Here is a 24,615-nt window from a genome sequence, read left to right on the forward strand (position 1 = left end):
ACAGGATAAATGCTGTGCTGCAATACGCTCTGCGCTTCTCCTGCGGCTGTCTGGCTGTATCACTGGCCTACACACCAGCGGCGTTTGCCGGTACGGTCCCGACTTTCACGTTTGATGGTATCACCATCAAACCTTATGCCACTGACCAGCTGGATATCGGCGGGTTTCCCCAGACCAGCCAGCCTGCCCCGGGCGTTGGGGCACGAGGCGGACGCATACGAAATGGTGCGCGCGTTACCATTCATAATCAGGTTGAACTGGGCGGCATCTGGGATTTCGGCCCAGCCCCCGGTGGACAGATGCGTCTGTTTGAAGGTCAGATCAGCTATATCGGGATAAAACCCTTTGTGTTCACAGTGGGCATTTTCAAACCGAGCTTCGGCCTTGAATCCATGCAGGCACAAGGCGACACGGCCTTTATTGAACGTTCCAGCATTTCCACCATTACCCGCAATATTGCTGCTGGTATTGAGCGACAGGCTGTTCAGATAGAAGCCCATGGCAAACGATACCATCTGGCGATTTCTGGCACCGCCGGAACAGCTGGTCCGGGAGAAAATGGAAACCAGCGCGCTGTTGTCTTCCGGCTGGTGGGTGTGCCGATCCGCACACGGGATCTGTTTTTTCATGTCGGGTTTTCAGGAGAATGGGTCTTCAAGGTGGCACATGGTCGCGGACAGGAACCTGCGGCAACGTTTTCCGACTATCCAGAAATGAATGTTGGCCTGACCTCCAAATATCTGAATACAGGTGAAATAAACCTCAGGAGCGTTGGGGCTTTTGGGCTGGAAGCTGCGGCCGCCTGGAAACGCCTGCTGCTCCAGGGAGAGGCATATGAAATTATTGCGAATAAAGAGATAGAAAATACGTCTCAAAAACTACATTTTTCCGGCTGGTATGCGCAGGCCAGCTACACATTGGTCGGGAAGCCCCGCAGCTGGAAATCCCGGACAGCGGCTTTTTCTTCTCCAACATGCGCAAAAAATCAAAATTACCTTTGCAATGGTATAGGACTTATCGAGGCGTCAGCACGATATTCAGAAGCCAACCTGAGATCCGCTTCCGTCGATGGGGGACAGCAGAAAGCATGGTCTGCCAACCTGAACTGGTGGCCCATGGATATTTTAAAAGTCGCTCTGCAATATGAATATGGCACGATAAAAGGCGGCCGTATTCCAGAAAATTTCCATGCTGTTCTCTCCATGATCCAAATAAAATTCTAAAATATAGTTCTCGAATCAGCGCATGAATCAAGCTCTTGTTTCTAAGAACGTAATGTGCGACGCACATTTCTTGAAGAGCTTCGATTTAAAGGGAAGTCTGGTTGCGAGGGCGAGATGTGCTCTCTAGTTACGACAGTCGCAAATTAAGAATAAATCGGGCCTCCTTGCCAATATCATCGTCGGCCAAATTCGATCATCAGACGCGCAGAATCCCTAGCAGCCTGTCGGGTTGGGGTACCCTGTGAAGGGGTGAGGTTGTAAGGTGGTGAGATGAGCAGCTTCATCCCGTTTGACCGGTCTCAGCCGTATCTTCTGCCTCCTGATCTGAAGTCGTGGCTTCCTGCTGACGATATGGCGCATTTCATTGTCGCAGCCGTTGAGCGGGTTCCGATGAGTGCGTTCTGCGTGCCAGTGCGCACGGGTGGCAAGGCACAGTACCATCCGCGTCTGATGTTGGCCCTTCTGATCTTCAGCTATGCGAACGGGTTGTTTTCCTCACGCCGGATCGAGCGGGCGACATATCGCGACATCGGGGTACGCTTCGTGGCGGCGAACCTGCATCCGGATCATGATACGATTGCGACCTTCCGCCGGACGAACCGGACAGCCATTGAAGCTGCATTTGCGCAGGTCCTGCTTCTGGCGCGCGAGACGGGTCTGCTGCGTCTGGGTGTAGTATCGATCGACGGCACGAAAATTGATGCCGACGCTTCGAAATACCGTTCCCTGCGCTACGACCGGATCAGGGCGCTGCGCGAACAGCTGGCGGTGGATATCGCGAAACTGATGGACCAGGCGGAGCACGCAGATGCCACAGACAGCGATCCGCAGGCATTGCCGGAAGCGCTTGCCCGACGGGAAACACTGAAAGCGAAGCTGGACGAAGCCTGCGCCCGGCTGGAAGCAGATGCGAAGGCGCAGGCCGAGGCGGCGCGATCGGCATACGAGAAAAAGAAGGCGGTGTATGACGCAAAAACAGGGCGTCGCGGCCGGGCGCCCAAACCGCCCGATGATGAACCACCACCCGACCGGCAGATCAGTCTGACCGATCCCGACAGCCGCCTCATGCGGCGTTCGGACGCTCACGAGTTCCGGCAGGCTTACAATGCCCAGGCCGTGGTCTGCGCCGAAGGCAGTCAGTTGATCGTGACAACCGACGTTGTCGCCACATCAGCGGACGCGCCGTCCTTTGCCAGCACCGTGCTGTCGATGGAAAGCACGATCGGTCTCCCAAAGACAGTGCTCGCCGACACCGGTTACGCCAACGGGCAGGCGGTCCGGGACCTGCGGAAAAAAGGCATCGATCCGCTGGTCGCCATCGGACGGCCTCGCGCCCGCAGGCCATATGATTTCCGGCCACCTCCTGAAAACACGGAGCCACGCCGGATAACCGAACCCTGGCGGCTTGCCATGAAGGACAGGCTGGAAACCACAGAAGCCGGAGATGTTTACAGACTACGAAAACAGACCGTTGAACCGGTCTTTGGAATTATCAAAAGCATCATGGGGTTCAGAAGATTCAGTCTGCGCAGCCTTGCAAAAGTCACGACCGAATGGACACTCGTCGCTCTCGCATACAACTGCAAAAGAATGGCACGGCTTCACGCAGCATAAGCCGGGTCAGCCTCGGCGTTATCAGCCGCAAAATGCCCAACCCGACAGGCTGCTAGAAAAAATGACTTTGCTAGCGGGCGCAGCAGCAGTCATGCTTCCTCTTCCTGCATGTCCACTTCGCGGATTGTCGGGACCCTATGGCATGTCCGAGACGAAGGCGAAAGTCATACATAAGTCTGGAGGTTCCACGAAACAGATATTAAATTATAATCTACCATCCAATAAATAAAAGTTAAGAAGTTATTTATATTTCTCTAGCATGTGGTTTTCATTACATACAAGTAAATCATAAGTATCATTCTCTTCCATGTGCAATTGCGCGCGCTTGGCGATGTGTCTCTGTAAATCCGCTCACATGGGCCATCAACCAGTGATGTGCAGGGTCAGACGTGCGGTGATCGGGCCATTGTGCCAAAACAGCGGTCTGTTCAGTGGGAAATGGTAAGGGAAGAACTTTCACAGGGAGCATCGAAGCATAATACTGAAGCACCCAACTGCTTCCTGTTGCCACAAGGTCCGTCCCAATTATGAGTTCAGGAAGTGTCCCATACCGGCTTGTCGTGGCGACGATCCGTCTCCGGGAGAGTATTTCCCCTGAACGAGAGGACAAATCCGAAGTGTCGGACACAGCTACATGACGGGCCGCCAGATATTCTTCAAAAGTAATATTGGATTTGATAAGAGGATGATGTTCCCACACCATGCAGGACAATCGATCCATCATGAGTTCCAGAGACGGGAAATTTGGGTCAAAACCTGACTGGGGAGTAATCACCATATCTACTCCGCTTTCAAACAATTCGGCCTGTATTGTCTTATTCAGAGATGAAACGATAACATTGATATTTTCGGCCTCCATGAGCATCCGGGGTACGACCCGCCCTAAAAGCATCGTAGCCAAGCTCTCCGAAGCTGCCAGTCGAAATGTTTTTCTGCTGGTTTTCGGATCAAAATCAATTTGCAGATTGAATGTCTCATTCAAGTCCATAAGGAGCCTCTTGACACGCGGCCTCAATTTTTCAGCCAGAGGTGTCAGAACCCGGTCACCCGCAAGATAAATGATCAGTTCGTCATCGAACTGGTCCCTAAGCTTCTTGAATGCAACGCTCATCGCAGGCTGACTGAGCCTGATATGGCGCCCTGCCTCTGTGAGGGAATCCGAATTCAATATGGCATCAAGAGTGTAAAGCAGATTCAGGTTCAAACGCCTGAGATGCAAATGATTCATATCGGGTTTTGTCATTTCAGAGCCCATTTTCTCATAGGAAACTACATATCTTGTGATGTTGCAGTTTGACCAATGATATCACGACTACATGAACTTACCGTCTGGTTGTTGGTGACAAATATTCTGAGGATTGAAATAGCACGCCTTCGTGAAAAGTTCTTTGTCTCTGAACGCTTTCGAGACAAAAGTGGAATTTTGTAGACAACCTTTTCAGAGATGTTAACCAACTATCTCCTGCGTTTGACTATTATCTAACCGGTTTTCGGGGGTGTAGCCGAATTTGAAGCCATATCTGGCGATGGCGATATGGAGCAGCTCATGAAACTGACGGCGATTTGGTCAGCTAGGAATAACGACTTCGATGTTGCGTTTCGCAAGACCCGTCCTGATGGCATCGGCATCATGGCTCTTCAAAACACACTACTCCGCCTTATGCAGATCGCCTCGGCTCAACCCTTCGTCCTGCATCAACCCATTCGTCCATGCCGCCTAGCAAAATCCCCCCGTTCCTCTTCAGACCTCATACGAAAAGCAGGATAGCCCGGCGCGCTTTGACGCAATCTTTTCATGACGCAATGACCTTGCGGTCTCCAACAAAGAAAGAAGACCGCAAAGCATTTCAAACAGTCAGATCTTGCTGCTTTAGAAGAAAGAGTACGACATCGTACCTCGGAACATGCGGGGCCCATTGACCGAAATATAAGTTGAAGTACTGCTTACGCCATAGATATTGCGATTTTCGAGATTGGTAATACCGAAGTTGAATTTCATTTTCCTGTAAGTGTAGAAGAAGTTCAGATCAATTTCGTGCTGTGATCCCAACGTATATTTTGGATAATAAGACGACGCCGAGCTGCTGCTGTTTCCATAAACTCCGAATGCCATTCCCGCACGTTTGAACATTCCGTCCTGGATGACATAGCTTGTATAGAGGCTGTATTTAATCTTTGGCTGTGCCGGAACAATGTATTTCTGAAGAGCATTGCTGAGAAATTTAAACCCTGCATAAGTAAAACTTCCAGAAATCTGCCATCCTGGCAAAATCGTTCCGCTCAGATCGATATCGATACCCTGAGTACGCATACCGGGCAGAACCGTGTACCTGTTCGTGTATCCCGCTGCCAGCACGGAATAATTGCTCTGGTCCAGTCGATAGACGGATGCAACAAGATCCAGTTTTTTCTTGAAGAACTGCGCTTTTACGCCAGCCTCGAAGTTCGTTGTCGTCTGGGAGGGCAGAAGTTTGTTGTCCGTCCCTATGCTGTAGTTCGGAGTAAATCCCTTCACCCAGCTTCCATAAATGGAAACCTGTTTTGTCAGGTCTATAACAACACCCGCAATGGGGGTTATCTTGCCAATCGTAACAGGAGCGGAGTTGTTTCCCCAAGAGCGGTAACTGGTATGACGGATGGCCCCGAAAAAATGGAAGCGCCCATACTCGATCAGATCCTGACCGTAAAATCCCAACTGCCGTGTTCCGAGACGATACTCGAATGTGTTAGCGGGTTGGAAGGCCGCAAGATGCGTGCTGGAGTTGAGTGGACCAACGGTAAATATATTATTGTCAGTTGCATCTGCACCATAGTCCGATACCATATACTGAGAATAATTCATTCCGGTTGATATTGTATGCTTTACATTGAATGTTTTGAACTTAGCACGCAGATAATCATCGGTCGCCTGCTGCGACGATACTTGTTTGTCAATTGTCTGCATAATCAGGTAGTTATTATTGCCTTCATAGGCAGCCGTACCATACATATCAACCAGTGTTGTTGTATTGGATAGATGGCTACGACTGACAAATGTCAGCCAGCGGTTGATATTCCAAGTTGCTTCGTAGTACCATCGTGTGTTCCACATGTCGATGCCCTGATTGTCAGGCCCGAAAGCATGCCCGTAAGTTACGATCTGCGGATCATCGCCAGGCGCCTGAATGACGGCATATCCCGTCTGCGGCTGGCGGACCTTCGAGTTTTCGACACCGACCGTGACATCGACATTCCGGTTCTTAAAGCGGAGCGACGGCGCAACTGAATATTCTTTGCGCCCCTTGTATCCGGCCCACGTGCGGTCCTGATCTGCATAATCGCCTACAATACGCGCGCTCAATGTTTTGGCGCGATTCAGCGCTGTGGACCCGTCTACCGTGATCTTGCGATCATCATATGAGCCATACATGCCTTCAATATTTAGGAGAGGAGTAGCAACTGGCTTCTTCGTAACAATATTGACCGAACCACCCATGTTATTCCCACCCGAGAGAAGGGCAGCGGGGCCTTTGAGAACTTCGACACGTTCGACATTCGCTAGAGGCTGCATCGGGCCCGTCGGATCTAGCATACCATTCGTCATACCAGTGGCTGTCCAACCACGAACGGTGTAACCGTTTGCCCCTTGGAGATTGCTTTTGTTAACGGTCATACCACTCGCGTTTCGCATTGCATCCGCGACGGTCTGTATTTGCTGATCCGCTATTAACGCACTGGTGATAGTCCGCGATGATTGCGGAAGATCACGGACTGAACCGCCGGTCCGCGTAGATGAGGCAGATGAATCCACGTTGTACTGAGTCTCAGCTTCATTACGCTTTGCGATAACACTAATATTTTCGGGGTTGGCTGGCAAAATATATGTTTTGCCGAGCTTGTCAGTATATACAGTATAAGCTGTTCCAGCGAGGGCTTGCTGAAGCGCTTCCATCGCTATTCTGGATTTGACCGGTGACGCATAAACCGTATCAGGAACTTCCGAACCAATGATCACCGGTACATGAGTCCGACGAGATATCTCTGAAATTGTCATTCGCAAAGGCTGACGAGGAAGAGCAATCACTGTATCAGCAATCTGACTACTCTTCTGTTGAGCCGGCAGAGCTTCAGCTGCATAGGCAGAAGCACAAGTCCCCAAAAGTCCTGCAGTAAGGCATAAGTTTACGTTCCGATACAGCAACGAGAAGTTCACTTTATTCCTCCCATTCTTCGAGACTACGTGAGATATTTTCAAAGGGTGGTCAGATCCGTATAAGAAATCCGAAAGAATTATTCTGAATAAGTGATTTTGTTAGCATGTACATCGAAACAAAGAAGAAGAGCTTTTGAGACCAGAAATAATTATATCCAGCCCTTTATTTCGTTGCTTGACTGCCTCCTCATGCTGAATACGGTGAAAACTCATCATATCCTTATGTTCTTTGGGGTATCGCTCCTCCATAATCCCAAAAACATGTATGAACTCCTTAGGGTCTTTCCTCTTTTTTCTTTCTTCCGCATGAATCTTGTCCAGCAGAGCTTTTGTTTCTTCGAATGTAAGTAAACCTTGGTCAGCCACCTTTTGCTGAACGACAACATCCCGTCGCGCATTGACCCAGGATCGGAACGTATCCGCGACAACAGAGCGTGACGTCCGGGGATCCCAGGCTGCCGCTTCGATAACGGCTCCAAATTTTGCTTCAAGACTATCTGGCGCAGCCTGATCCGTTACTGCGATAGCCTCGGATCGTGCCTTGCGCCATTCGGCAGGCTTTTGCGATTTTCCCAACATTTCAGCTTCATGCAGCTCCATGACGCCTGCCAGAATTGCCCGTAGAGGGTGATTCGTGGGGAGAAACGACAAATCCTTTTCCGTCTCCTTCAGGAATCGGGAGAGAACAAGGTTGCCGTACTGATCCAGGTCGACACCCACAGGCAGAGCCTCCAGAAGCGAAATCTGAGCTGCTTTCGCCTCTTCTGCGGAAGGCTGCATTACGGCAACCATGTCCAGCAGCAGGGCCGTCCATTTCGGCAGCGCAAACTCGCGGGTCCATTGATCGAGATCTTCACTGCCCAGCAGACCGCCGACCAGACTGCCCCCTTTTCCATCCCAGTAGACTGGACGAGTGGTCCAGCCATCGGATGCTTGGAAGGTCTGGGCTTTCTGCAACAGGGAGCGCTTGAGGGCAGGATTGTCCAGAAAAGACTGCATGACGCTCAACCCCCGAGATTACGGACGATGAAAGCGGAAATGCGGCTCTTGGTCTGCAGACCAGAGAAACGCTCACGCTCCTCGCCATCAGAAAAAAGAATGACGGTCGGCAAGCCGCGGACATTGTATTTTCCGACGATGTCCGGGTTCTCGTCGGCGTTGACCTTCGCAACCACCACTTCTCCCGCATAGGTCTCGGCAGTATCATCCAGAATGGGCATCAGCTGCTTGCAGGGCGAGCACCATGGTGCCCAGAAGTCCACGACAACGGGGAGTTCGGAGTTCAGAACCATATCGTCAAAGTTATCTTCTGAAACGGCGATGATGGTGCTCATGGATTTTCTCTTTTCTGGATCTGGATTTTTCGGAACGATCTCGGTGCGGAAAAGGTGTCATGATCCCTTCCCGCCCACGATCAAGTCGTCCACACGCAATGTTGGCTGCCCTACCCCCACCGGCAGGGTCTGCCCGGATTTGGAACACGCACCGACACCACCATCGAGCATTCGGTCATTTCCGATCATGCTGATCTGTCGCAGCGTGTCCGGACCGTTTCCGAGGACCGTGGCACCGGCGACAGGCGCGGTGAGTTTTCCGTTTTCAATCAGGAACGCCTCGGACGCCTCGAACACGAAGCGACCGCTTGTCACGTCCACCTGACCGCCGGAGAGGTTGTCGACGTAAATTCCATGTCCTACGGATGCGATGATTTCCGCAGGCTCCATGGTTCCGGCTTCCATGTAGGTATTCGTCATGCGCGGCAGCGGAAGGGACGAATAGGACTGGCGACGACCATTCCCGGTCGGGGCACATCCCATCTGCCGTGCACTCAGCAGGTCGTGCATGTAGCCCCGCAGAATCCCATCCTCGACCAGAACCGTCCGATGGCTCCCGACACCCTCATCGTCCATGTTGAGGGAACCCCGGCCGCCAGGAACCGTGCCATCGTCAAGGATCGTAACGCCGGGAGCCGCGATCCGGTCCCCGATCCGCCCAGAGAAGGCCGAACTGCCGCGCTGGTTGAAGTCGCCTTCAAGCCCGTGACCCACCGCCTCATGCAGCAGAACGCCGTTCCAGCCTGCGCCGATGACAACCGTCATCGGGCCTACGGGGGCGGGACGACCTTCCAGCTTGGTCAGCGCGGAAGAGACGACCTTCCGGACCAGGGTTTCGACCGCATCGGGGGTCAGCACCTCGTATCCGGCACGTCCACCAAATCCGGAGCCGGACATTTCACGCCGACCATCGGCTAGAACCGTCACGGCGACAGCCAGCTTGACGAGCGGACGGATATCGCCGCTAGAAAACCCGTCATACCGTGTCACCCAAACCGTCTCATGCGAAGCCTGCACGCTGGCGTTGACCGACACGACCCTCGGATCCAGCGAACGGGCGAGTTCGTCGATCGACCGCAGCAGCGTAATCTTGCGATCCGCATTCCAAGACAGCAGCGGATCCGCAATCCCGTACAGATCCGCCCGTTCGGAACTGGTCTGTTGCACGGGGCCAACCGGCGCTACCGGGGAGGCATCGCCATATCCTTCGGTCAGTTGGCGCGCCATCGTCTCCATGGCAGCGCGATCAATCCGCTGGGACGAGGCGAAAGAGACTTCCGCATGCCGCATCGCGCGCATGCCATATCCGAGGTCAATCTCGAAGGTCCCGGCCTTGATCCGGCCATTCTCGATCCGCCAGTTTTCGGACGCACGAGACTGGAGATAGATATCCGCAAAGTCTCCCCATCTTCCCAGCGCGTTTTCAGAAACCTCCTGCAGAAAGGCCTCATCCAGCCCATAGCGCTCCACGAGGGCCGCACGTGCGCCTGCAATACGACTGCTCTTCATGCTGTTTTCCGCAAGACCCGACATCTCAGACGCTTCCCCCAACGGACATATCAGCGAGTAGCCACGATCCTGTCCGGAATGGCCCGCGCTCGACCGTATCCGCACCGACTGCGACGAGACCCGAGAACATCTCCCGCAGGTTCGAGGCGACCGTAACCCCGGCAACCGGATGCACGATCTTTCCGTCCTCCACCCAGACCCCTCGTACCACCCGGGAAAATGTTCCGGTGGTCAGGTCCGACGAACCGGCCATATGGGTGATCAGAAGGCCCGTATCGAGCTTCTTAAGCATCTCTTGCAGGGTGTCGGACGGGGCTGTTAGCGCACTGACGATCTCCATGTTGTAGGTCTGTCCGCCATTTCCGGTCGGCGCCATCTTCAGCGAGCGGGCCGAATACAGATCCAAAAAATATCCGCGCAGCACCCCCCGATCCACCACGTTACGGACCGTTCCGGCGATCCCATCTGCATCATAAGGCGAACTGGAGCGCCCTCTCAGGCGGAACGGGTCCTCGGAAATGCTGATATGCCCGGGGAAGACGGCGTCCCCCAGCATGCCGGCAAGGAATGAGTTTCCCTGCCGCAGCAGCGGCCCCGAAACGGAGCGCATGAACTCACCGAGCAACCCCGTTGCCGTGGGTGCATCGATCAGGACGCGATAGGTGCCGGTCGGGATCTGCTGGCCGCCGATGGCGCCGAGCGCACGTTCACCCGCGATGCGGCCGATATCCACTACCGTTTCAAGCTGCGCCGCGCTCCGCTCGCTGCTGGACCAGCCTTCGACCTGACGCGCGCCATCGCGCATGGCGATGGGAGAGCAGGAGATGCCATGCTGGGTCCACGGAACGGAGCCCATGAAACCCTTGCTCGACGCCAGAAAGGACAATCCGGTCGAGCTCCACAGGGACGCGCCTTCCGTCTGCTGGATGCAGGGATCGACGGCCAGTGCGCTTTCTTCCGCTTCAAGCGCCAGTGCCAGCGCGTCCGGATAGCTGATGTTCCAAGGGTGATACAGGTCCAGATCACGGACATCGGCGCAATAATCAGAGACCTCGGCAAACGCGGCAAGATCGTCACGTTCACCATATCGGGCGATGTCGATCGCGGCATTCAGGGCACGCTTTACAGCATCGGATGAAAAATCCGTTGTAGCGGCGGACGCACGAATGCCGCTGCACCCCACACTGATGAGAGCATTACGGCGAATGGAGTTGTTCCGCTGAAGCGGTTGCCGGTTCCGGGCTCCCACAGTCCAGCTTTCGGTTTCCTGCAATGAAATCTGAACATCGTCGGCACCAGCTGTCTTCCCGAAGGAAAAAGCCTGGTCTGCAATCTGTTCAAAGTCCTGCCGGAGACGGACGATCTCGCTGCGATGACGCATGTCAGAACTTCCTGTTTGAAGAGAGAAGAGAAACTGGCGATGTCTCCACAATTTCCGAAATAATGCCTGCTCCGTCCGCAATATGCAGACGCTTACTATGCAGCATCACGATGTCAGGAGTGTGCGCCACACTGATGACAGTCAGCTCTGGGCGATCCAGAAGATTAGCGTAAATGGCACCGGCCGTGTTCTGGTCCAGCCCGGATGTTGCTTCGTCCAGAATGAGGATGTCAGGGGGTGAGACGAAAGCCCGCGCCAGTGCGAAGCGCTGCTGCTCACCGGGAGAGAGACGCTGGTTCCAGTCTCCCCCAATGTCCAGCTGGGCCACGAGCCAGGGGAGACGGAACTGGCAGAGGAGATCCGCGCAGAGTTCGCGCGCCTCTTCGGACAGCGGCTGCGTCTGGAGCATCAGTTCCAGCAGGGTCCCTTGTGGCAGGTAAGGCAGCTGCGGCAGGAATGTGATCCGAGCATCCTGCGGAAGGATGATCGTCCCCTCCCCGATCCGCCACAGGCCTGCCAAAGCCCGCAGAAGGGTGCTCTTTCCGCTGCCAGAAGCCCCTGTGATAACCCATTTTTCTCCGGGGACGATCGACCATGCCCCAATAGTCACAAGCGGCTTGCTTTTGCTGGGAAGGTGAAGATCCAGGTTGGCGACAGAAATTCCGGAATTTGACGTTCGGCTTAGGATAATGCCCGGTTCCTCAGGCATCCGGATGGCATCGAACAGAACGAAAAGTCGGTCAAACGAGGCATTCGTCTCAGAGTACATCGGATACATCTGCATCAGCCACGTCAGGGAGGAACTCAGAGTTCCGAACACGGATTGCGTCTGCGTGATATCGCCATACGTCATCCGGCCTGCCAGATAACGCGGAATGGTCAGGGCCAGCGGCAAAACGCGCTGGATATGGGTGACGATCTGCGTGGAAAATGAAACGATCACTCCCATGCGCTGCTGGGCAAAATAATTGTGCATCAGGCTCGAAAGAGCCGTGACGATACGAAGATGCTCGATCCTGCCACGGACCATGAAAGCGATCTGCTCCGCGTGCTTCCTGATCGATACGAGCGTGAAGCGCAGGTCAGCTTCATAATGCTGCTGACGCATGTTCAGGCGCGTCAGCTTGCGGCCAATTCGGAAAATAATCCCAGTTGCGAGGATGGAAGAAACATAGGCGGCAAGCAGGATGTCGTAACGCGTCGTGATTTCATGCCCGAAAAGATGAAACGTCACAGGCACAGATCGGTGGATCAGCAGGGCTGTAAAAACCACGATCGTGTAAAGGGAGCGCAGGCTCCCCATGAAAATGCCGGACACGCCGCTGATAACGAGCCTGACGTCCTCGGCAATACGCTGGTCAGCATTCTCAACGCGCTCGGCTCGCTCAATGAAATAGAACCTGTCGTTACTCAGCCATTCTTCGGCAATCAGTCCCGAAATCCTGTTGCGCCAGAGCATCTCCAGAACGTTTTCGAGATAAACACCCAAATAGGTCAGGCTGTAGACAAACGATCCGACTGCCACGAATTCGAGGGCATACCGGGGGATAACGACGATGTTCTTGTACTGAAGTGCGTCAAACAGCTTCTTGTTGATGCCGGTCTCTAAAGAGAAAACATACACAGCACCGAACTGGATGGTTAGGCAGAACAGCAAAAGCGGCCAGGCCTTCTTCCATTCTTTCGATACAAAAAAGGCACCTGCAATCCTGCCCAGGAAAATGATTTTCCGGAGGAACCGGCTTTTGGCTGCCCATTCAGCTCCAGACCCCACAGACAGCGAAGTCACTCCTTTAACTGTCATATCAGTCAGACCTGAACTGCCCTGCAGGGAGTCCGGCACTTCAAAATGATCATCACGTGTCATGGCCGCCTCCCTCTTTTCAACTCAGAACCGTTTCTCCACATCGCTTCCGATATGGAGGGAAACATCAGCCCTCGACAGCCCTGCAAACCAGCAGGTTTTTCTAAAAGCCAAATTCATCACCCTGCTTCCGTTGTGATGGAGCAACAAAGAATCCATTCTTTCAAATAAGAAATACATATATCGAGTATTATTTTTTTATATGGAGACGTAAAAATGAGCCCCGTATGGGCTTGCACGCAACCATCCTCTGTCATGACCAGCCGCTGTTCGCGGCAGCTCAGATCACGCAGGTGGCGGGGCTGTTTCTGGTCCGGCAACGCCCTCTTTGCAGACATCTTTCTTCACCCTGAGACTATCGGTGCACAGGCGAAAGTTACCTAGGGCCAATCGACATTCAGCATTCCCAAATAGATTAATCGCTGCTTTATAGGTCTCCGTGTTGATGGGCGGAGCGGTCGATGGGGATCAAGCGATACGAATTGAGCACAGCACAGTGGGAGCAGATCAGGGTTCTGTTGCCTGGGAAAGCGAGTGATCCTGGGCGGACTGGATCGGATAACCGTCTGTTCGTAAACGGATGTTTATGGGTATCGCGATCCGGCGCCCACTGGTGCGACCTGCCTGAACCCTATGGAAACTGGAAGACTGTCCACCGGCGCTTCAGTCGTTGATACCATGCCGGCGTGTGGGAGCGGGCATTCACTGCGCTGACCGCCGATCGCGACAACGCGTATCTGATGATCGATAGCACCATTGTCCGCGCCCACCAGCACGCGGCGACCGGAAAAGGGGGGCGCAAAATCAGGCGCTGGGGCGTTCCCGAGGTGGATTGACCACCAAGATCCACATGCTGGCCGACGCTCTGGGTCGACCGTTACGGTTCATTATCACCGGCGGTCAGGTTCATGACGCCACCCAGGCATCTGCATTGCTCGAAGGCCAGACTGCGGGCGCGGTCATCGCCGATAAGGCTTATGACAGCAATGGGTTCCGCGAACAGATTGCTGTCATGAACGCAGAGGCTGTCATTCCGTCAAAACGGAACCGCAAGGTGTTCATCCCGCACGATCAGGCTCTTTACAAAGACCGAAACCGTATCGAGCGATGCTTCAATCGCCTCAAACATTTTCGTCGTTTCGCAACGCGCTACGATCGCAGAACTATCCATTTCACAGGCTTCATTTATCTCGCCGCAGTCATGATCTGGAGCGCTTGAATGTCGATTAGCCCTAATACAAACACGATCCGTAGCTCGGCATCAGCAAGTATCCAGTGGTTTACTGCTACACAGAGCTACGCATCAGCCAAGCCGTGCTTTGTCATCGGCTTCCGAAACGGGCGCGGGCAACCTCAGTTACCGGCGTGAACAGGCTGATGATCGTGCCCTTGGGATCGCGGAACTGGACCATGGGGTTACCCCAAGGTAGCGTTTTTGGTTCTATCACAACATTCGCCTTGCCTTGCAGACGCGTGAACTCAGCATTCCAGGATGGCTGTGCGGTTTGCACCTGGTTCGGCACTCCCTTCCATGAACAGCGCTACCGTCTCGGCACCACCGATCGCAAGTGTCGCACCAAGGGTTACGATTTCGGCAAACTGGGGGGCAAGCCATTCGGCAGACTGTCCGGTTACCGCCGCCGAAGCGGATCAGTTGCGCCGCGCCATGGCGACGTTCAAAAATACCGGCACCGTCTCACAGTTCCAGAGACGTCTAATCGAAGGCATGCGGGCCAACGGTTACCCGGAAGAATTTGCAGAACGGATCTATCAGCAATTGGAAGGCTTTGGGTCTTACGGATTTCCCGAGAGCCATGACGCCAGTTTCGCCATTCTGGCCTATTCGTCGTCCTGGATGAAATGCACCCATCCGGATGTGTTTCTGGCATCACTTCTGAATTCCCAACCCATGGGGTTTTACGCACCGGCACAACTGGTCCGCGATGCGCGGGAACATGGCGTGGAAGTCCGGCCCGTTTGCATCAATGCCTCGCGCTGGGACAGCACGCTGGAAGGACCGGAAAGCCCCAACGGAATGTTCGTCGTGCGACTGGGCATGAGTCTGGTCAAGTGGCTGGCCAATGACGATGCCGCCCGCATTGTTGCCGCACGAGCCTCCCGTCCCTTTACATCTGTTGATGATCTGTGGCGTCGGGCGGGTGTCAAAGCAGCAGCCCTCACCCATCTGGCCGAGGCAGATGCCTTCCGGCCCTCGCTCGGACTGGCACGCCGGGAGGCTCTGTGGGCGATCAAGGCACTCCGGGACGAGCCACTGCCACTGTTTGCGGCAGCGCAGGTCACCCGAGAAGCCGAAGAACCGGATGTGTTGCTCCAGCCCATGCGCGATGGTGCCGAGGTCATACGGGACTATAACCGGCTTGGCCTGAGCTTGCGGGACCATCCCGTTACCTTCCTACGTGAAGACTTACAGAAACAGGGCATCCTCTCCTGTCGGCAGGCATTAAATGCCAAGGATGGGAAGCGCGTGAGCGTGGCGGGACTGGTGCTGGTCCGGCAGCGGCCCGGATCCGCCGAAGGCGTGGTGTTCCTGACACTGGAAGACGAGACGGCGACCATGAACGTCATCATCTGGCCGGATCTATTCGACGTCAACCGACGGGCGGTGTTGGGCGGACAGATGCTTGCCGTAAAAGGCATGCTGCAGAAGGAGGGCGAGGTCGTGCATCTGGTGGCGAAGGAGATCAGGGACTTATCGAGATTGCTGACGGATGTCGGTAACCGCTCTTTGCAAAATGCTTGCATAGATCAGCAGGAGTCCAGATCCGAACATCTGGTGGTGAAATCACGAAATTTCCACTGACTGACGATCTATCAGCCTCTGCGCAATCCCGGTAAGGGTTGCCCGCCTCGCAGCCTGTGAGAAGAGAGGCGCTCCAATCATGAGTTCGTCGGGCTGGTGCTGTTTTATGAAAGAAGAAATGCCTGCGGCCACAACATCTGCCGTTCCCGTAAACGTATAACGCAGGGTTCTGTCGATAAGAGCCTGCTCTGGTTCGCTCCAGGAAACAGCGCGAGGTGTGGGAAATTGCGTTGGGCGCCCTCGGCGCAACGCGACAAAATGCTGCTCCAGCGAAGTCGCTGCATGCTGCGCCTCGACTGGTGTTTCTCCAATAATCGCATTGACGGCCAGCATGGCATAAGGCTTCTCTAGACGTTCTGACGGTTCAAAACGCTGGCGATAAAGTGCCAGAGCCTCTTCCATCAGATCCGGTGCGAAGTGACTGGCAAACGCAAACGGCAGGCCCATGATTGCGGCCAGATGCGCGGAAAACAGCGAGGAGCCGAGCAACCAGACGGGCACATCCAGCCCAGCTCCCGGCACAGCAAAAACCGTCTGACCCGGTTGAGTCTTCTCAAAATAATGCAGTAGTTCCGCAACATCCTGAGGGAAACGATCAGCAGAGCCCGGATCACGCCGCAGTGCCCGCATGGTCGCCTGATCGGAGCCTGGGGCCCGCCCCAATCCAAGATCGATCCGTCCGGGATAGAGAGAGTCCAGTGTCCCGAACGCTTCGGCGACGGCAAGCGGTGCGTGATTGGGCAGCATGATGCCGCCTGCCCCCACCCGAATGGTTTTCGTCGCTCCCGCAACATATCCAATAGCCACAGCAGTCGCGGCAGAAGCGATACCGGGCATAGCATGATGTTCCGCGAGCCAGAAGCGACGGAACCCTAAACTCTCTGCATGCACAGCAAGGTCCGCGCTGCGATGTAGCGCATCTGCAGCAGAACTCCGTTCATTGATGAATGCCAGATCAAGAATTGAGAGCGGAATCATGGGAACAGTCCTTTTATCCAGTCCTTCTTCACATGGGACTGCAGACAACATACTCCAAGCCGCCAGATGAATATCCTATTCTTACCAATCTGTTGAAGGAGAAGAGAGCATTTTTAAATGCGATAGAACTAAAAGAAAAAAACCAGCAATTTCATATGCATACGAAGTGTGCGTACGAAATTGCGGTAGCGTGCCCTCACATACCCCCGAAAGGACGAAAAAGAGACAAAAACGGGACAGAAAAGGAAAAAAAGGCGGCCATTTTTACGGCCCAGACAGTCTGACGCCATTCATGACAGCAGTTTTGAAGTGTCATGACCCCGTCGGGGACGATGACAGGACGGGAAATGGCGTCATTGTGACGTCATTTCTCGTTATTGGCTCAGACTATCGATCTCATTTACGGTCGCAGGCCACGTTCATGATCGTGCGGGGATATCCACCAGTCTCAGCATCGTCATACGCCAGATCTCTGGTCAGAACGGCGTGCCCACCGACGTGAATTTGCTCCATGTATGAGAAGCAGGCTGCCACCTGTTGATGACCCACCCGGGATAGGACAGTGCAGACGCAAAATCATGCACACCTGCATTTTCTGTCGGCAGAATACGGATCTCTGGCGCCTCACTCTCCCACAACACCTTATGCTGCGCGTCAGTCAGCGCAATATGCGTCCCCACGGGACCATAATAATTGGAATAGGCAATCAGCACCGTCACATGAGGCTGTGACGGTCCGAAACTGACATCCACAATACGGGGTGCCTTTTCAAGCGCCTGAGCATCTGGATCGGACGCAGGATCGGATGGGTAAAATGACCCTTTGGCAAATTTTATTCCCTGCGTTTGTGCGAAGAACGGTGCATCAACTGATGTCGCCGCCCTCCCCGGCTGCGTTCCCTGCTCATTGCCGTACGAATGCGATGCTGCTGCATCGACGAGCTTCTGCCAGTTCACAGCATGTGCCTGTTGCGGATGACTAACAGTCAGCCCCAGGGCGACAGAAAGTCCTGCAAATACCTTTTTCATGAAATACCCTTTCCAGAGACGCCTTATTATAAAAAAAGTGTTTTAACTCTGATTTTTCTCAAACGCGCAAAACACCAAGGGCACGTTATCCGAACGCTTATCACTCTCCGGTCACGTGCCCTGATTCAGCAAGATCTTTCAGAAAAGTCAGGTTATTTTTGTGCCAGCCATCGCCATAGCTGTCATAGGTACCAATGCGAACATCCCGAGGCACCACAAAATGGCCTTTCAGCACCTGCAGGATACGAGGATCCTGTGCCCAGGTCGGTGCTCCCTCTGGTGTCATGAGCAGAACGACTGTTATCCGGTCATGCTGTGGCGCCACAGACTGCAACTGACCATATTCCAGAACTTTTTGGGCTGTAAGACCGTAACAGAGCCGGGCTGGCACCCGCACCTCGGACGGCGCGGTATCTCCAGCGAGAGGAGGTGCCTTCAGACTATTTTGTACGCTCTGGTCTTCTGAAGGTCCGTCAAAGATCGCCATGGCTTCTGGACCTGTGGCCAGAAACAGATCCCCTGCAAAATGCTGCGTGGTTTCTTCCTGACCCGGTGGACCTTCCTCAGGCTTTGGTTCCGAATTATCGTCGAGGTCATGAAGCCCGAGTTGCGCTGCAGTTGGCATTGCAGGATGCTGAGCATGGACACGCCAGGTCACAGGAACCCGCTGCACAAGGCCAGCGTCCATCAACGCCTGAATGAAAGGACCTGGTTCCACATTGCGCGGTCCTTCCCCAAACAGCACGCCCTGTGTCGAGGCATTATACCCTGCACCGGGCTCAATGCCTTTCTCAACCCGATTGGCCACATCTATCGAACGCGGATAGGCCGAAAGGCTCAGAAAGGCCTCTGACCCGATAGAAAGACAGACCCGCCGACTGTCGCCATTTTCGATCTCTCCACGATCTGCCGGATCATGGCGAACCTGCTCCAATATGGCATCAGCTGCCTTGGCCGCCTCAGCATCTGAAGCGGCATAACTCCGTTCCGGCAACGCGCAGGCCAGACAACTCATGGCAACAAGACAGATTTTTAGGGAAACGCCCTGAACGCGCATGACACTCATCCTTCCGGCTGCTCGGCAAAAAGCGTCAGGCCATCAGTCCCTTTGCGATAGATCAGATGGTGGCGCACTTCCGCCCCGGCCTCCAGCCCGGCAAATGTTCCCGCCATGCGTCGAAAGACAGGTGTCCGCATCCAGTCTTTCGGGCCGTCGCTGCGATACACAGCCGTCGCCGTAATGATCTCCCGTCCGGTCGGGTCATGCTCCGGATGCCGGATATCGACAATCCTGCGGAGCGTCAGACCGACACAGACCCCATCAACCTCACTGATCAGATAGGGATGAAGCAGCAATGGTTCATCACGTTCTTCCTCCCCTTTTTTCGACACCTGTTCAGGATAGGCCAGAGTCGCAATCGGAATATACCCGTCGAAGAGGCGCCCGGGCTGGCGCAGCGTATAGCTAAAATCCGGATTATTCCGGGATGTCGTGTAAAATACGGCCTCTTCCGTTGCGCCGGACGTTTTGAATGTGACTGGCACGACATGCCGTTCCAGAACACCACGCTGCGTCAGATCCGTCACCAGATCCGAGGGTGCCTCGTCTGCTGGTCCGGCATGAAACAGAAACGGATGGGCCGTGGGAGCCGTCCAGGGCGACGACTGCATCCAGAACCGTTTATTGGACCATTCACGAAAGTCTATCCCCGCACCAGAGCGTAACAGCATGCAGGACCGCATGCCCTGAGGATGACGCTCAACCAGCACCTTCTGCAAATCGCGAGTTTCACCGTGCGGCCCGGAGAACAGAATAAAACTCAGGCCGCCTGCGCCGGCGACAGCAAGCAAGGCACTCAGGCGCGGGGCCGAACGGATCATCCCTGACAGCGACGAGATCAGGAACGACATCTTACAGATCTCCTGCGTCACGGCAGAGCGCGAGCAGATGTGTCAGTTTCTGATGCACCACGCTCCCCAGAACAATGACGCCTTCGAGGGTTTTTACACCATCCGTATCGGCTCTGAGGGTATCAAGCCGCCCCCGAAGGACCTGATGCTCCAGTTCCACCAGCCGCATGACATCATGCAATCCGGCGTGGAGGTCTTCGAGCCGGCGATCCCGGGGCGGCCCGGAGGACAGGCAAGGCGCTTCATGAGACATGACAAACCCTTCGACAGACCGCGCTGTTCATGCGAGAACAGGCCCATGAGACACGGAGACCCGCTTCATATGCCCTCTATGGAACTTACAGCTCCCCGACTATACATGCAAGCGCTTCGTCGTATAATGACGAATTTTTCCGTTATGGAGCGTTCGCATGCCACCGCCCCGACCCAGAAAGCGCAAGCTCATGGATGAGCAGATCAAACTGATGCGCGAGCGCGGGGAACGGCTGCGTCAGGCTGCCCAGAGCATTGGCATTACACATGCCGCAAAGGCTGCGGGCGTGCCTTACACAACTTTGCGTGACTACATGAACGGCAGTGAGATGAAGCTCTCTGCCGTTGCCTCCCTGGCACGGGTCTGTGGCGTGACACTGGACTGGCTTGCCTATGGCGTTGGCGAAACACCCCTGAGCCAATCTCCCTCCCGCCCCGCTCCGCAACGCGGTGGCCACCAGATTGTCATCCCCTGGCTGGATGACCGGGAAGAAGGATTGCGGGTTGGCAAAATCTGGCTGGAGACGACTTTGACGCGCCCGTCCATCGCAGCACTCCGCCTGACAGATGTCACAGGCGATGCCATGGCACCGACCCTGCTCCATGGAGATATCGTCATGATCGATACAGCCTCGACCCAGGTTCAGGGCGGCGCACTTTACGCCCTGAAAATCGATGAGACCGTCATGCTGCGCCGCCTTGACCTGCGCCTGGGTGGCGGCATACGCGTTCTGGCTGACAACGATCGTTACCCCCCGCAGGACCTGTCGGCAGAAGACATTCAAAGCCTGAAGGTTGTCGGAGAAGTGGTCTGGTTTGGCGGTCTGCCACGAGGATAAGTGCGCCTTTCGATCTACGAAAAATCACACAATAAAAATTGTACGTGTTCCCGCTTGTTTTTCTACAGTTCCTCACCTAATCTTTCCTGAGAAACACCGCGCCTCGTTGCGGTTCGTCCGGGAAGGATTTCAGTGTAATGGCCAAGGTGACGTCAGCCTCATCGTCAGGAACACATCTCGTCAGTTCGGATGTTCACATCGTGAATGGTGCCGTGTGGCAGGACACTGAGCTTGGAGATGATGGAGAGTTATGGGTTGAGAACGGCGGCACAGCCCTCAATACCCTTGTCGATCAGGGCGACCTCACTATCAGCGCTGGCGGCCTTGCCTCCGGCGTGACCGTCACCGGGGATAACGACGAAAACGGCTTTCTCGAAGCCTATGGCGGTCTTCTGGAAGACGCTACTTTTACCAGTACAGGTTGGGGAATCATCGAACAGGGCGGTACCGCCCATACCGTTCTCCTGACAGATGGGGGATACATCGAAGTTGCCGGGACAGTAGACGATGCGACCCTGCGCGGCGGGAGCATGCGGGTTGATTCCGGGGCAACTATCAGGAATGTCACGCTTGAGCAGAACGGCGGCATGCTGATTGAATCAGGCGCGACCGTTACAGGTGTGACCCTTGGGCAGGGAGCCTCTTTCTCTCTGCAATCAGGTGCCACATTTACGAATGTGACTGTCGCAAGCGGCGGTCGTCTCGACGTTGACTCCATTCCTGCGGACGGCGTCACGATTGACGATGGTGGCAGTCTCGATTTTTCTGCTCTGAGCTGGGACGATACTGCAACAGCCCAAATCGTGGGTGACCCTATTCTTGACGTCACTGCAAAGGGTGTCACCTCATCCGTTACACTGGACGGAGAGTATACAGGCGAGCATTTCGTTCTCTCGAGCGATGGACATGGCGGCACATTGGCCACCCTGGAGGTTGATGATGGCACACCCTGTTATTGCGCCGGGACCCTGATCACCACCGATCATGGCGATATCCCCGTAGAAGCGCTGCAAATTGGTGACCGGGTTATGACAGCATCCGGGGAGACACGCCCCATCCACTGGATTGGCCACCGAAGCTATTCCGGACGTTTTGCCTCCCGAAACCCCTCTGTTCTGCCTGTCATTTTTACAGCCGGGTCTCTGGGTAACGACCTGCCACGACGCGATCTCTGGGTCTCCCCGCTGCATGCAATGTTCATCGATGATGTCCTGATTCCGGCCGTTCTGCTGGTCAACGGCCAGACCATCCGGCAGGCGGAACGGGTTGATCGTGTCCAGTATTTTCATGTTGAGCTTGAGAGTCATGATATCCTGCTGGCCGAAGGCGCTCCTGCAGAAAGCTTCATCGATGATTCCTCACGCGGCATGTTCCACAATGCCCCGGAATACGCTGCGTTGTATCCCGACACCCAGAAAAAACCGGCCCGATATTGTGCCCCGCGGGTTGAAGAAGGTGTTCTTCTTGAAACTATTCGAAATCGTCTGAACCAGACAGATGGGCCAGACAACACGGAAAAACCGTCCGGCTCAGGGCATCTGGAAGGCTACCTGGATGCTGTGAGCCACACGGAAATCAGGGGATGGGCGCGGCGGTCTGACAGCGCCGAACCTGTTCTTCTGCGCATTCTGAATAATGGCATCTGTATTGGGGCCATCACGGCCGATCTGACACGACAGGATGTCGGGATGGCGTGTGGTTTCCGGTTCATTGTTCCCGGCGGCCTGTCTCCGCACCAGCGCCATATGATTGATGTTCAGCCACTGCACGGAACAGGTCAGCTCGGACATGCTCCCTGGGGCCTTGAACCTGTGGTTGAAACGCAGACCGAAACTCGAACCACTCACCCCGCTTGTCCGAACTCTCTTCGCGGCTGGGTTGATCTCGTGTCGCGGGACCGGATTGCAGGCTGGGCCTATAACCCCACCACCCCGGACGTGCCCGCACCCCTTCAGATCGTGGTCAATGGGCAGCTTCGTGCCAGCACGGTCGCAAACGGGCGTCGCCCCGATGTGTTGCAGGCTGGACAGGGTCCTGAAGGCTGCGGGTTCGACCTTCTTCTGCTGCCTCCCCTCTCTCCGCTGACGCGGCACACCATAGAAATACGCTGGGCCGCCAATGGCTCTCTACTGGGTGCGCCCGCTATTCTACCATCCGCAGACAGCTTTGATCCGGATCTGAAGCAAGTGGTGCAGACCGCAGTCTCGTCGGCAGAAAGCCTCGAAACACAAAACCATGTCTTATCCTTCCTGCTGGAGCAGGTCGATCGCCTGAAGCAGGTGCATGCAGACACAGCCACAGACCACACCCGTATGGCGCTGACCCGGCAACTCACCAGACGAGGATATACTGAATCCGTTACCCCTGCCCCGAAAGCGCTGGTCATCGACAGCGCCCTGCCGGACGGCCAGCGGGATGCCGGATCAGTGGCTATTCTGTCGCATATCCGAGCCCTGCAAACTCTGGGGTATCAGGTCGCCTTTGTCGCCGCTGACGGGATGGGAACGCGGGCTCCCTTCCCTGTTCCGGATGTCATGCTTTGCAACGTGCCATTTTATAATTCGGTGGAAGAGGTTCTGACGCGGCATGCCAACAGCTACGACGTTGTTTACCTCCATCGGCAACATGTGGCATCGCGTTACATGACCCTTGTTCGCCAGACCCAGCACCGGGCCCGGGTTGTTTATGCGGTAGCGGATTTGCATCATGTTCGCGTCGCCCGTCAGGCTGTCATTGAGGGCCGTCCCGAACTGCTCGCAACAGCACGCCGGTTGAAAGCGTCCGAATATGAGATGGCCCGCAAGGCAGACGTCGTGCTGACTCATTCTCTTGCTGAACTGGATATCCTATGCCGGGACGTGCCGTCTACCACTGTTGTGCATGCACCATGGGCGGTCCCTGTCAGAAAACGTGTCCGGGGCTTTCAGAAACGTACGGGCGTTGCCTTTATCGGCAATTTTACTCATGCGCCCAACGTTGATGCTGCTCACTGGCTGGTCGACGAGATCATGCCGCTGGTGTGGAAACAGGCGCCGGACATCATCTGCCATCTTGTTGGCAGCGCCATGCCGGAACGGATCCGGCGTCTTGCCAGTGACCGTGTCCATATTCTTGGGCACGTTCCCGATCTTTCCTCCATACTGGATCAGGTTCGGCTGACGGTTGCCCCATTGCGGTTTGGTGCAGGCATTAAAGGGAAAGTCCTCGACAGTCTTACTGCAGGCGTGCCGTGTGTCATGACGCCGATCGCCACCGAGGGACTGATCTTACCCGAAGCACTGACAAAGCTTGTCGGCACCGGAAATGCAAATCTGGCACAGCTGATTGTTCGCACGCACACCAACCGCAACCTGTTTAATCAAAACTCGAAGGCTGGCCAAAACTATATCCGCGATCAGCATAACGAGCAGTGTGTCGTTCAGAGCTTGCAGATGGCCCTTCGCGCAGCAGCAGACACGCAGAGGGCGGGATAACCCAACTCACGGAAAGAGAGCGAAGCAGATCTGCGACCGTAAGTGTGACGCGAAACGGCGCAGATGCAACGCCATACGGATGACGGCAAAATCAGACGATTCGGATCAAAAATAGCGAAATTTTTTATAGGAAATAAATTTTTTTCTAACAGTCGACGTTGACTGTACCTCCTCCCCTTTGCTTGTCAAGTAAAAT

At 54.9% G+C, this 24,615-nt stretch carries 16 protein-coding genes and 2 pseudogenes; 6 read left to right on the top strand and 12 right to left on the bottom strand.

All coding sequences use genetic code 11. From position 1 onward, the window contains the following. Positions 1–17 precede the first annotated feature (17 nt). On the top strand, positions 18–1,223 hold the full coding sequence (locus tag ACHQGU_RS09695; RefSeq protein WP_395496418.1) for an OprO/OprP family phosphate-selective porin: 1,206 nt from the start codon (positions 18–20) through the stop codon (positions 1,221–1,223). A 270-nt stretch (positions 1,224–1,493) separates the two neighbouring features. After that, positions 1,494–2,837, top strand: a complete 1,344-nt coding sequence (locus tag ACHQGU_RS09700; RefSeq protein WP_395494532.1) for an IS1182 family transposase — start codon at positions 1,494–1,496, stop codon at positions 2,835–2,837. Positions 2,838–3,132: 295 nt separating this feature from the next. Here the strand turns inward: ACHQGU_RS09700 and ACHQGU_RS09705 are convergent, their stop codons facing one another. From ACHQGU_RS09705 to ACHQGU_RS09735, 7 genes are all read right to left on the bottom strand, one after another. Further along, entirely contained in the window at positions 3,133–4,080 is a 948-nt protein-coding gene (locus ACHQGU_RS09705) for a LysR substrate-binding domain-containing protein (protein ID WP_395494899.1), read from the bottom strand. Positions 4,081–4,707: 627 nt separating this feature from the next. Then, positions 4,708–7,029, bottom strand: coding sequence for a TonB-dependent siderophore receptor (locus tag ACHQGU_RS09710; protein WP_395494900.1), 2,322 nt, complete (start codon positions 7,027–7,029; stop codon positions 4,708–4,710). Between the two features lie 99 nt (positions 7,030–7,128). Then, positions 7,129–8,028 carry a hypothetical protein gene (locus ACHQGU_RS09715; protein WP_395494901.1) on the bottom strand — a complete coding sequence of 300 codons (900 nt, stop codon included), beginning with the start codon at positions 8,026–8,028 and terminating at the stop codon, positions 7,129–7,131. A 5-nt stretch (positions 8,029–8,033) separates the two neighbouring features. Continuing rightward, positions 8,034–8,363: a thioredoxin gene (trxA, locus tag ACHQGU_RS09720; RefSeq protein ID WP_395494902.1), complete on the bottom strand. Its 330-nt coding sequence runs from the start codon at positions 8,361–8,363 to the stop codon at positions 8,034–8,036. A gap of 57 nt (positions 8,364–8,420) precedes the next feature. Beyond that, complete coding sequence (locus ACHQGU_RS09725; protein ID WP_395494903.1) at positions 8,421–9,872, bottom strand: metallopeptidase TldD-related protein; 1,452 nt, start codon at positions 9,870–9,872, stop codon at positions 8,421–8,423. A 25-nt stretch (positions 9,873–9,897) separates the two neighbouring features. Beyond that, positions 9,898–11,253 carry a TldD/PmbA family protein gene (locus ACHQGU_RS09730; protein ID WP_395494904.1) on the bottom strand — a complete coding sequence of 452 codons (1,356 nt, stop codon included), beginning with the start codon at positions 11,251–11,253 and terminating at the stop codon, positions 9,898–9,900. A 1-nt stretch (position 11,254) separates the two neighbouring features. After that, complete coding sequence (locus ACHQGU_RS09735) at positions 11,255–13,120, bottom strand: ABC transporter ATP-binding protein/permease (protein WP_395494905.1); 1,866 nt, start codon at positions 13,118–13,120, stop codon at positions 11,255–11,257. 458 nt (positions 13,121–13,578) lie between these two features. On the opposite strand from ACHQGU_RS09735, the pseudogene ACHQGU_RS09740 reads away from it, so the two are divergent. Both ACHQGU_RS09740 and ACHQGU_RS09745 read left to right on the top strand, forming a co-directional pair. Beyond that, positions 13,579–14,336: pseudogene (locus tag ACHQGU_RS09740) on the top strand (IS5 family transposase). A 414-nt stretch (positions 14,337–14,750) separates the two neighbouring features. Continuing rightward, a pseudogene (locus tag ACHQGU_RS09745) lies at positions 14,751–15,938 on the top strand (OB-fold nucleic acid binding domain-containing protein); the annotation flags it as partial. Here ACHQGU_RS09745 and ACHQGU_RS09750 read toward each other — a convergent pair. The 5 genes from ACHQGU_RS09750 to ACHQGU_RS09770 all read right to left on the bottom strand — a co-directional run bounded on the left by ACHQGU_RS09750 (position 15,921) and on the right by ACHQGU_RS09770 (position 20,108). Beyond that, entirely contained in the window at positions 15,921–16,916 is a 996-nt protein-coding gene (locus tag ACHQGU_RS09750) for an LLM class flavin-dependent oxidoreductase (protein WP_395494906.1), read from the bottom strand. The pseudogene ACHQGU_RS09745 and the gene ACHQGU_RS09750 sit on opposite strands and share 18 nt — an antisense overlap. A gap of 476 nt (positions 16,917–17,392) precedes the next feature. Continuing rightward, a complete protein-coding gene (locus ACHQGU_RS09755; RefSeq protein WP_395494907.1) occupies positions 17,393–17,944 on the bottom strand; it encodes a hypothetical protein in 552 nt (183 codons plus the stop codon). 100 nt (positions 17,945–18,044) lie between these two features. Then, on the bottom strand, positions 18,045–19,001 hold the full coding sequence (locus ACHQGU_RS09760) for a hypothetical protein (RefSeq protein ID WP_395494908.1): 957 nt from the start codon (positions 18,999–19,001) through the stop codon (positions 18,045–18,047). Positions 19,002–19,006: 5 nt separating this feature from the next. Continuing rightward, positions 19,007–19,855: a hypothetical protein gene (locus tag ACHQGU_RS09765; protein ID WP_395494909.1), complete on the bottom strand. Its 849-nt coding sequence runs from the start codon at positions 19,853–19,855 to the stop codon at positions 19,007–19,009. Position 19,856: 1 nt separating this feature from the next. Further along, positions 19,857–20,108 carry a hypothetical protein gene (locus ACHQGU_RS09770; RefSeq protein ID WP_061506553.1) on the bottom strand — a complete coding sequence of 84 codons (252 nt, stop codon included), beginning with the start codon at positions 20,106–20,108 and terminating at the stop codon, positions 19,857–19,859. A 157-nt stretch (positions 20,109–20,265) separates the two neighbouring features. Between ACHQGU_RS09770 and ACHQGU_RS09775 the strand changes: the two genes are divergently transcribed. Both ACHQGU_RS09775 and ACHQGU_RS09780 read left to right on the top strand, forming a co-directional pair. Continuing rightward, positions 20,266–20,946, top strand: a complete 681-nt coding sequence (locus tag ACHQGU_RS09775) for a helix-turn-helix transcriptional regulator (RefSeq protein WP_395494910.1) — start codon at positions 20,266–20,268, stop codon at positions 20,944–20,946. Between the two features lie 137 nt (positions 20,947–21,083). After that, positions 21,084–24,419 carry a Hint domain-containing protein gene (locus ACHQGU_RS09780; protein WP_395494911.1) on the top strand — a complete coding sequence of 1,112 codons (3,336 nt, stop codon included), beginning with the start codon at positions 21,084–21,086 and terminating at the stop codon, positions 24,417–24,419. Positions 24,420–24,615 lie beyond the last annotated feature (196 nt).

Source organism: Acetobacter sp. KSO5, assembly GCF_044094635.1.
GTDB classification, from domain to species: domain Bacteria; phylum Pseudomonadota; class Alphaproteobacteria; order Acetobacterales; family Acetobacteraceae; genus Acetobacter; species Acetobacter cerevisiae.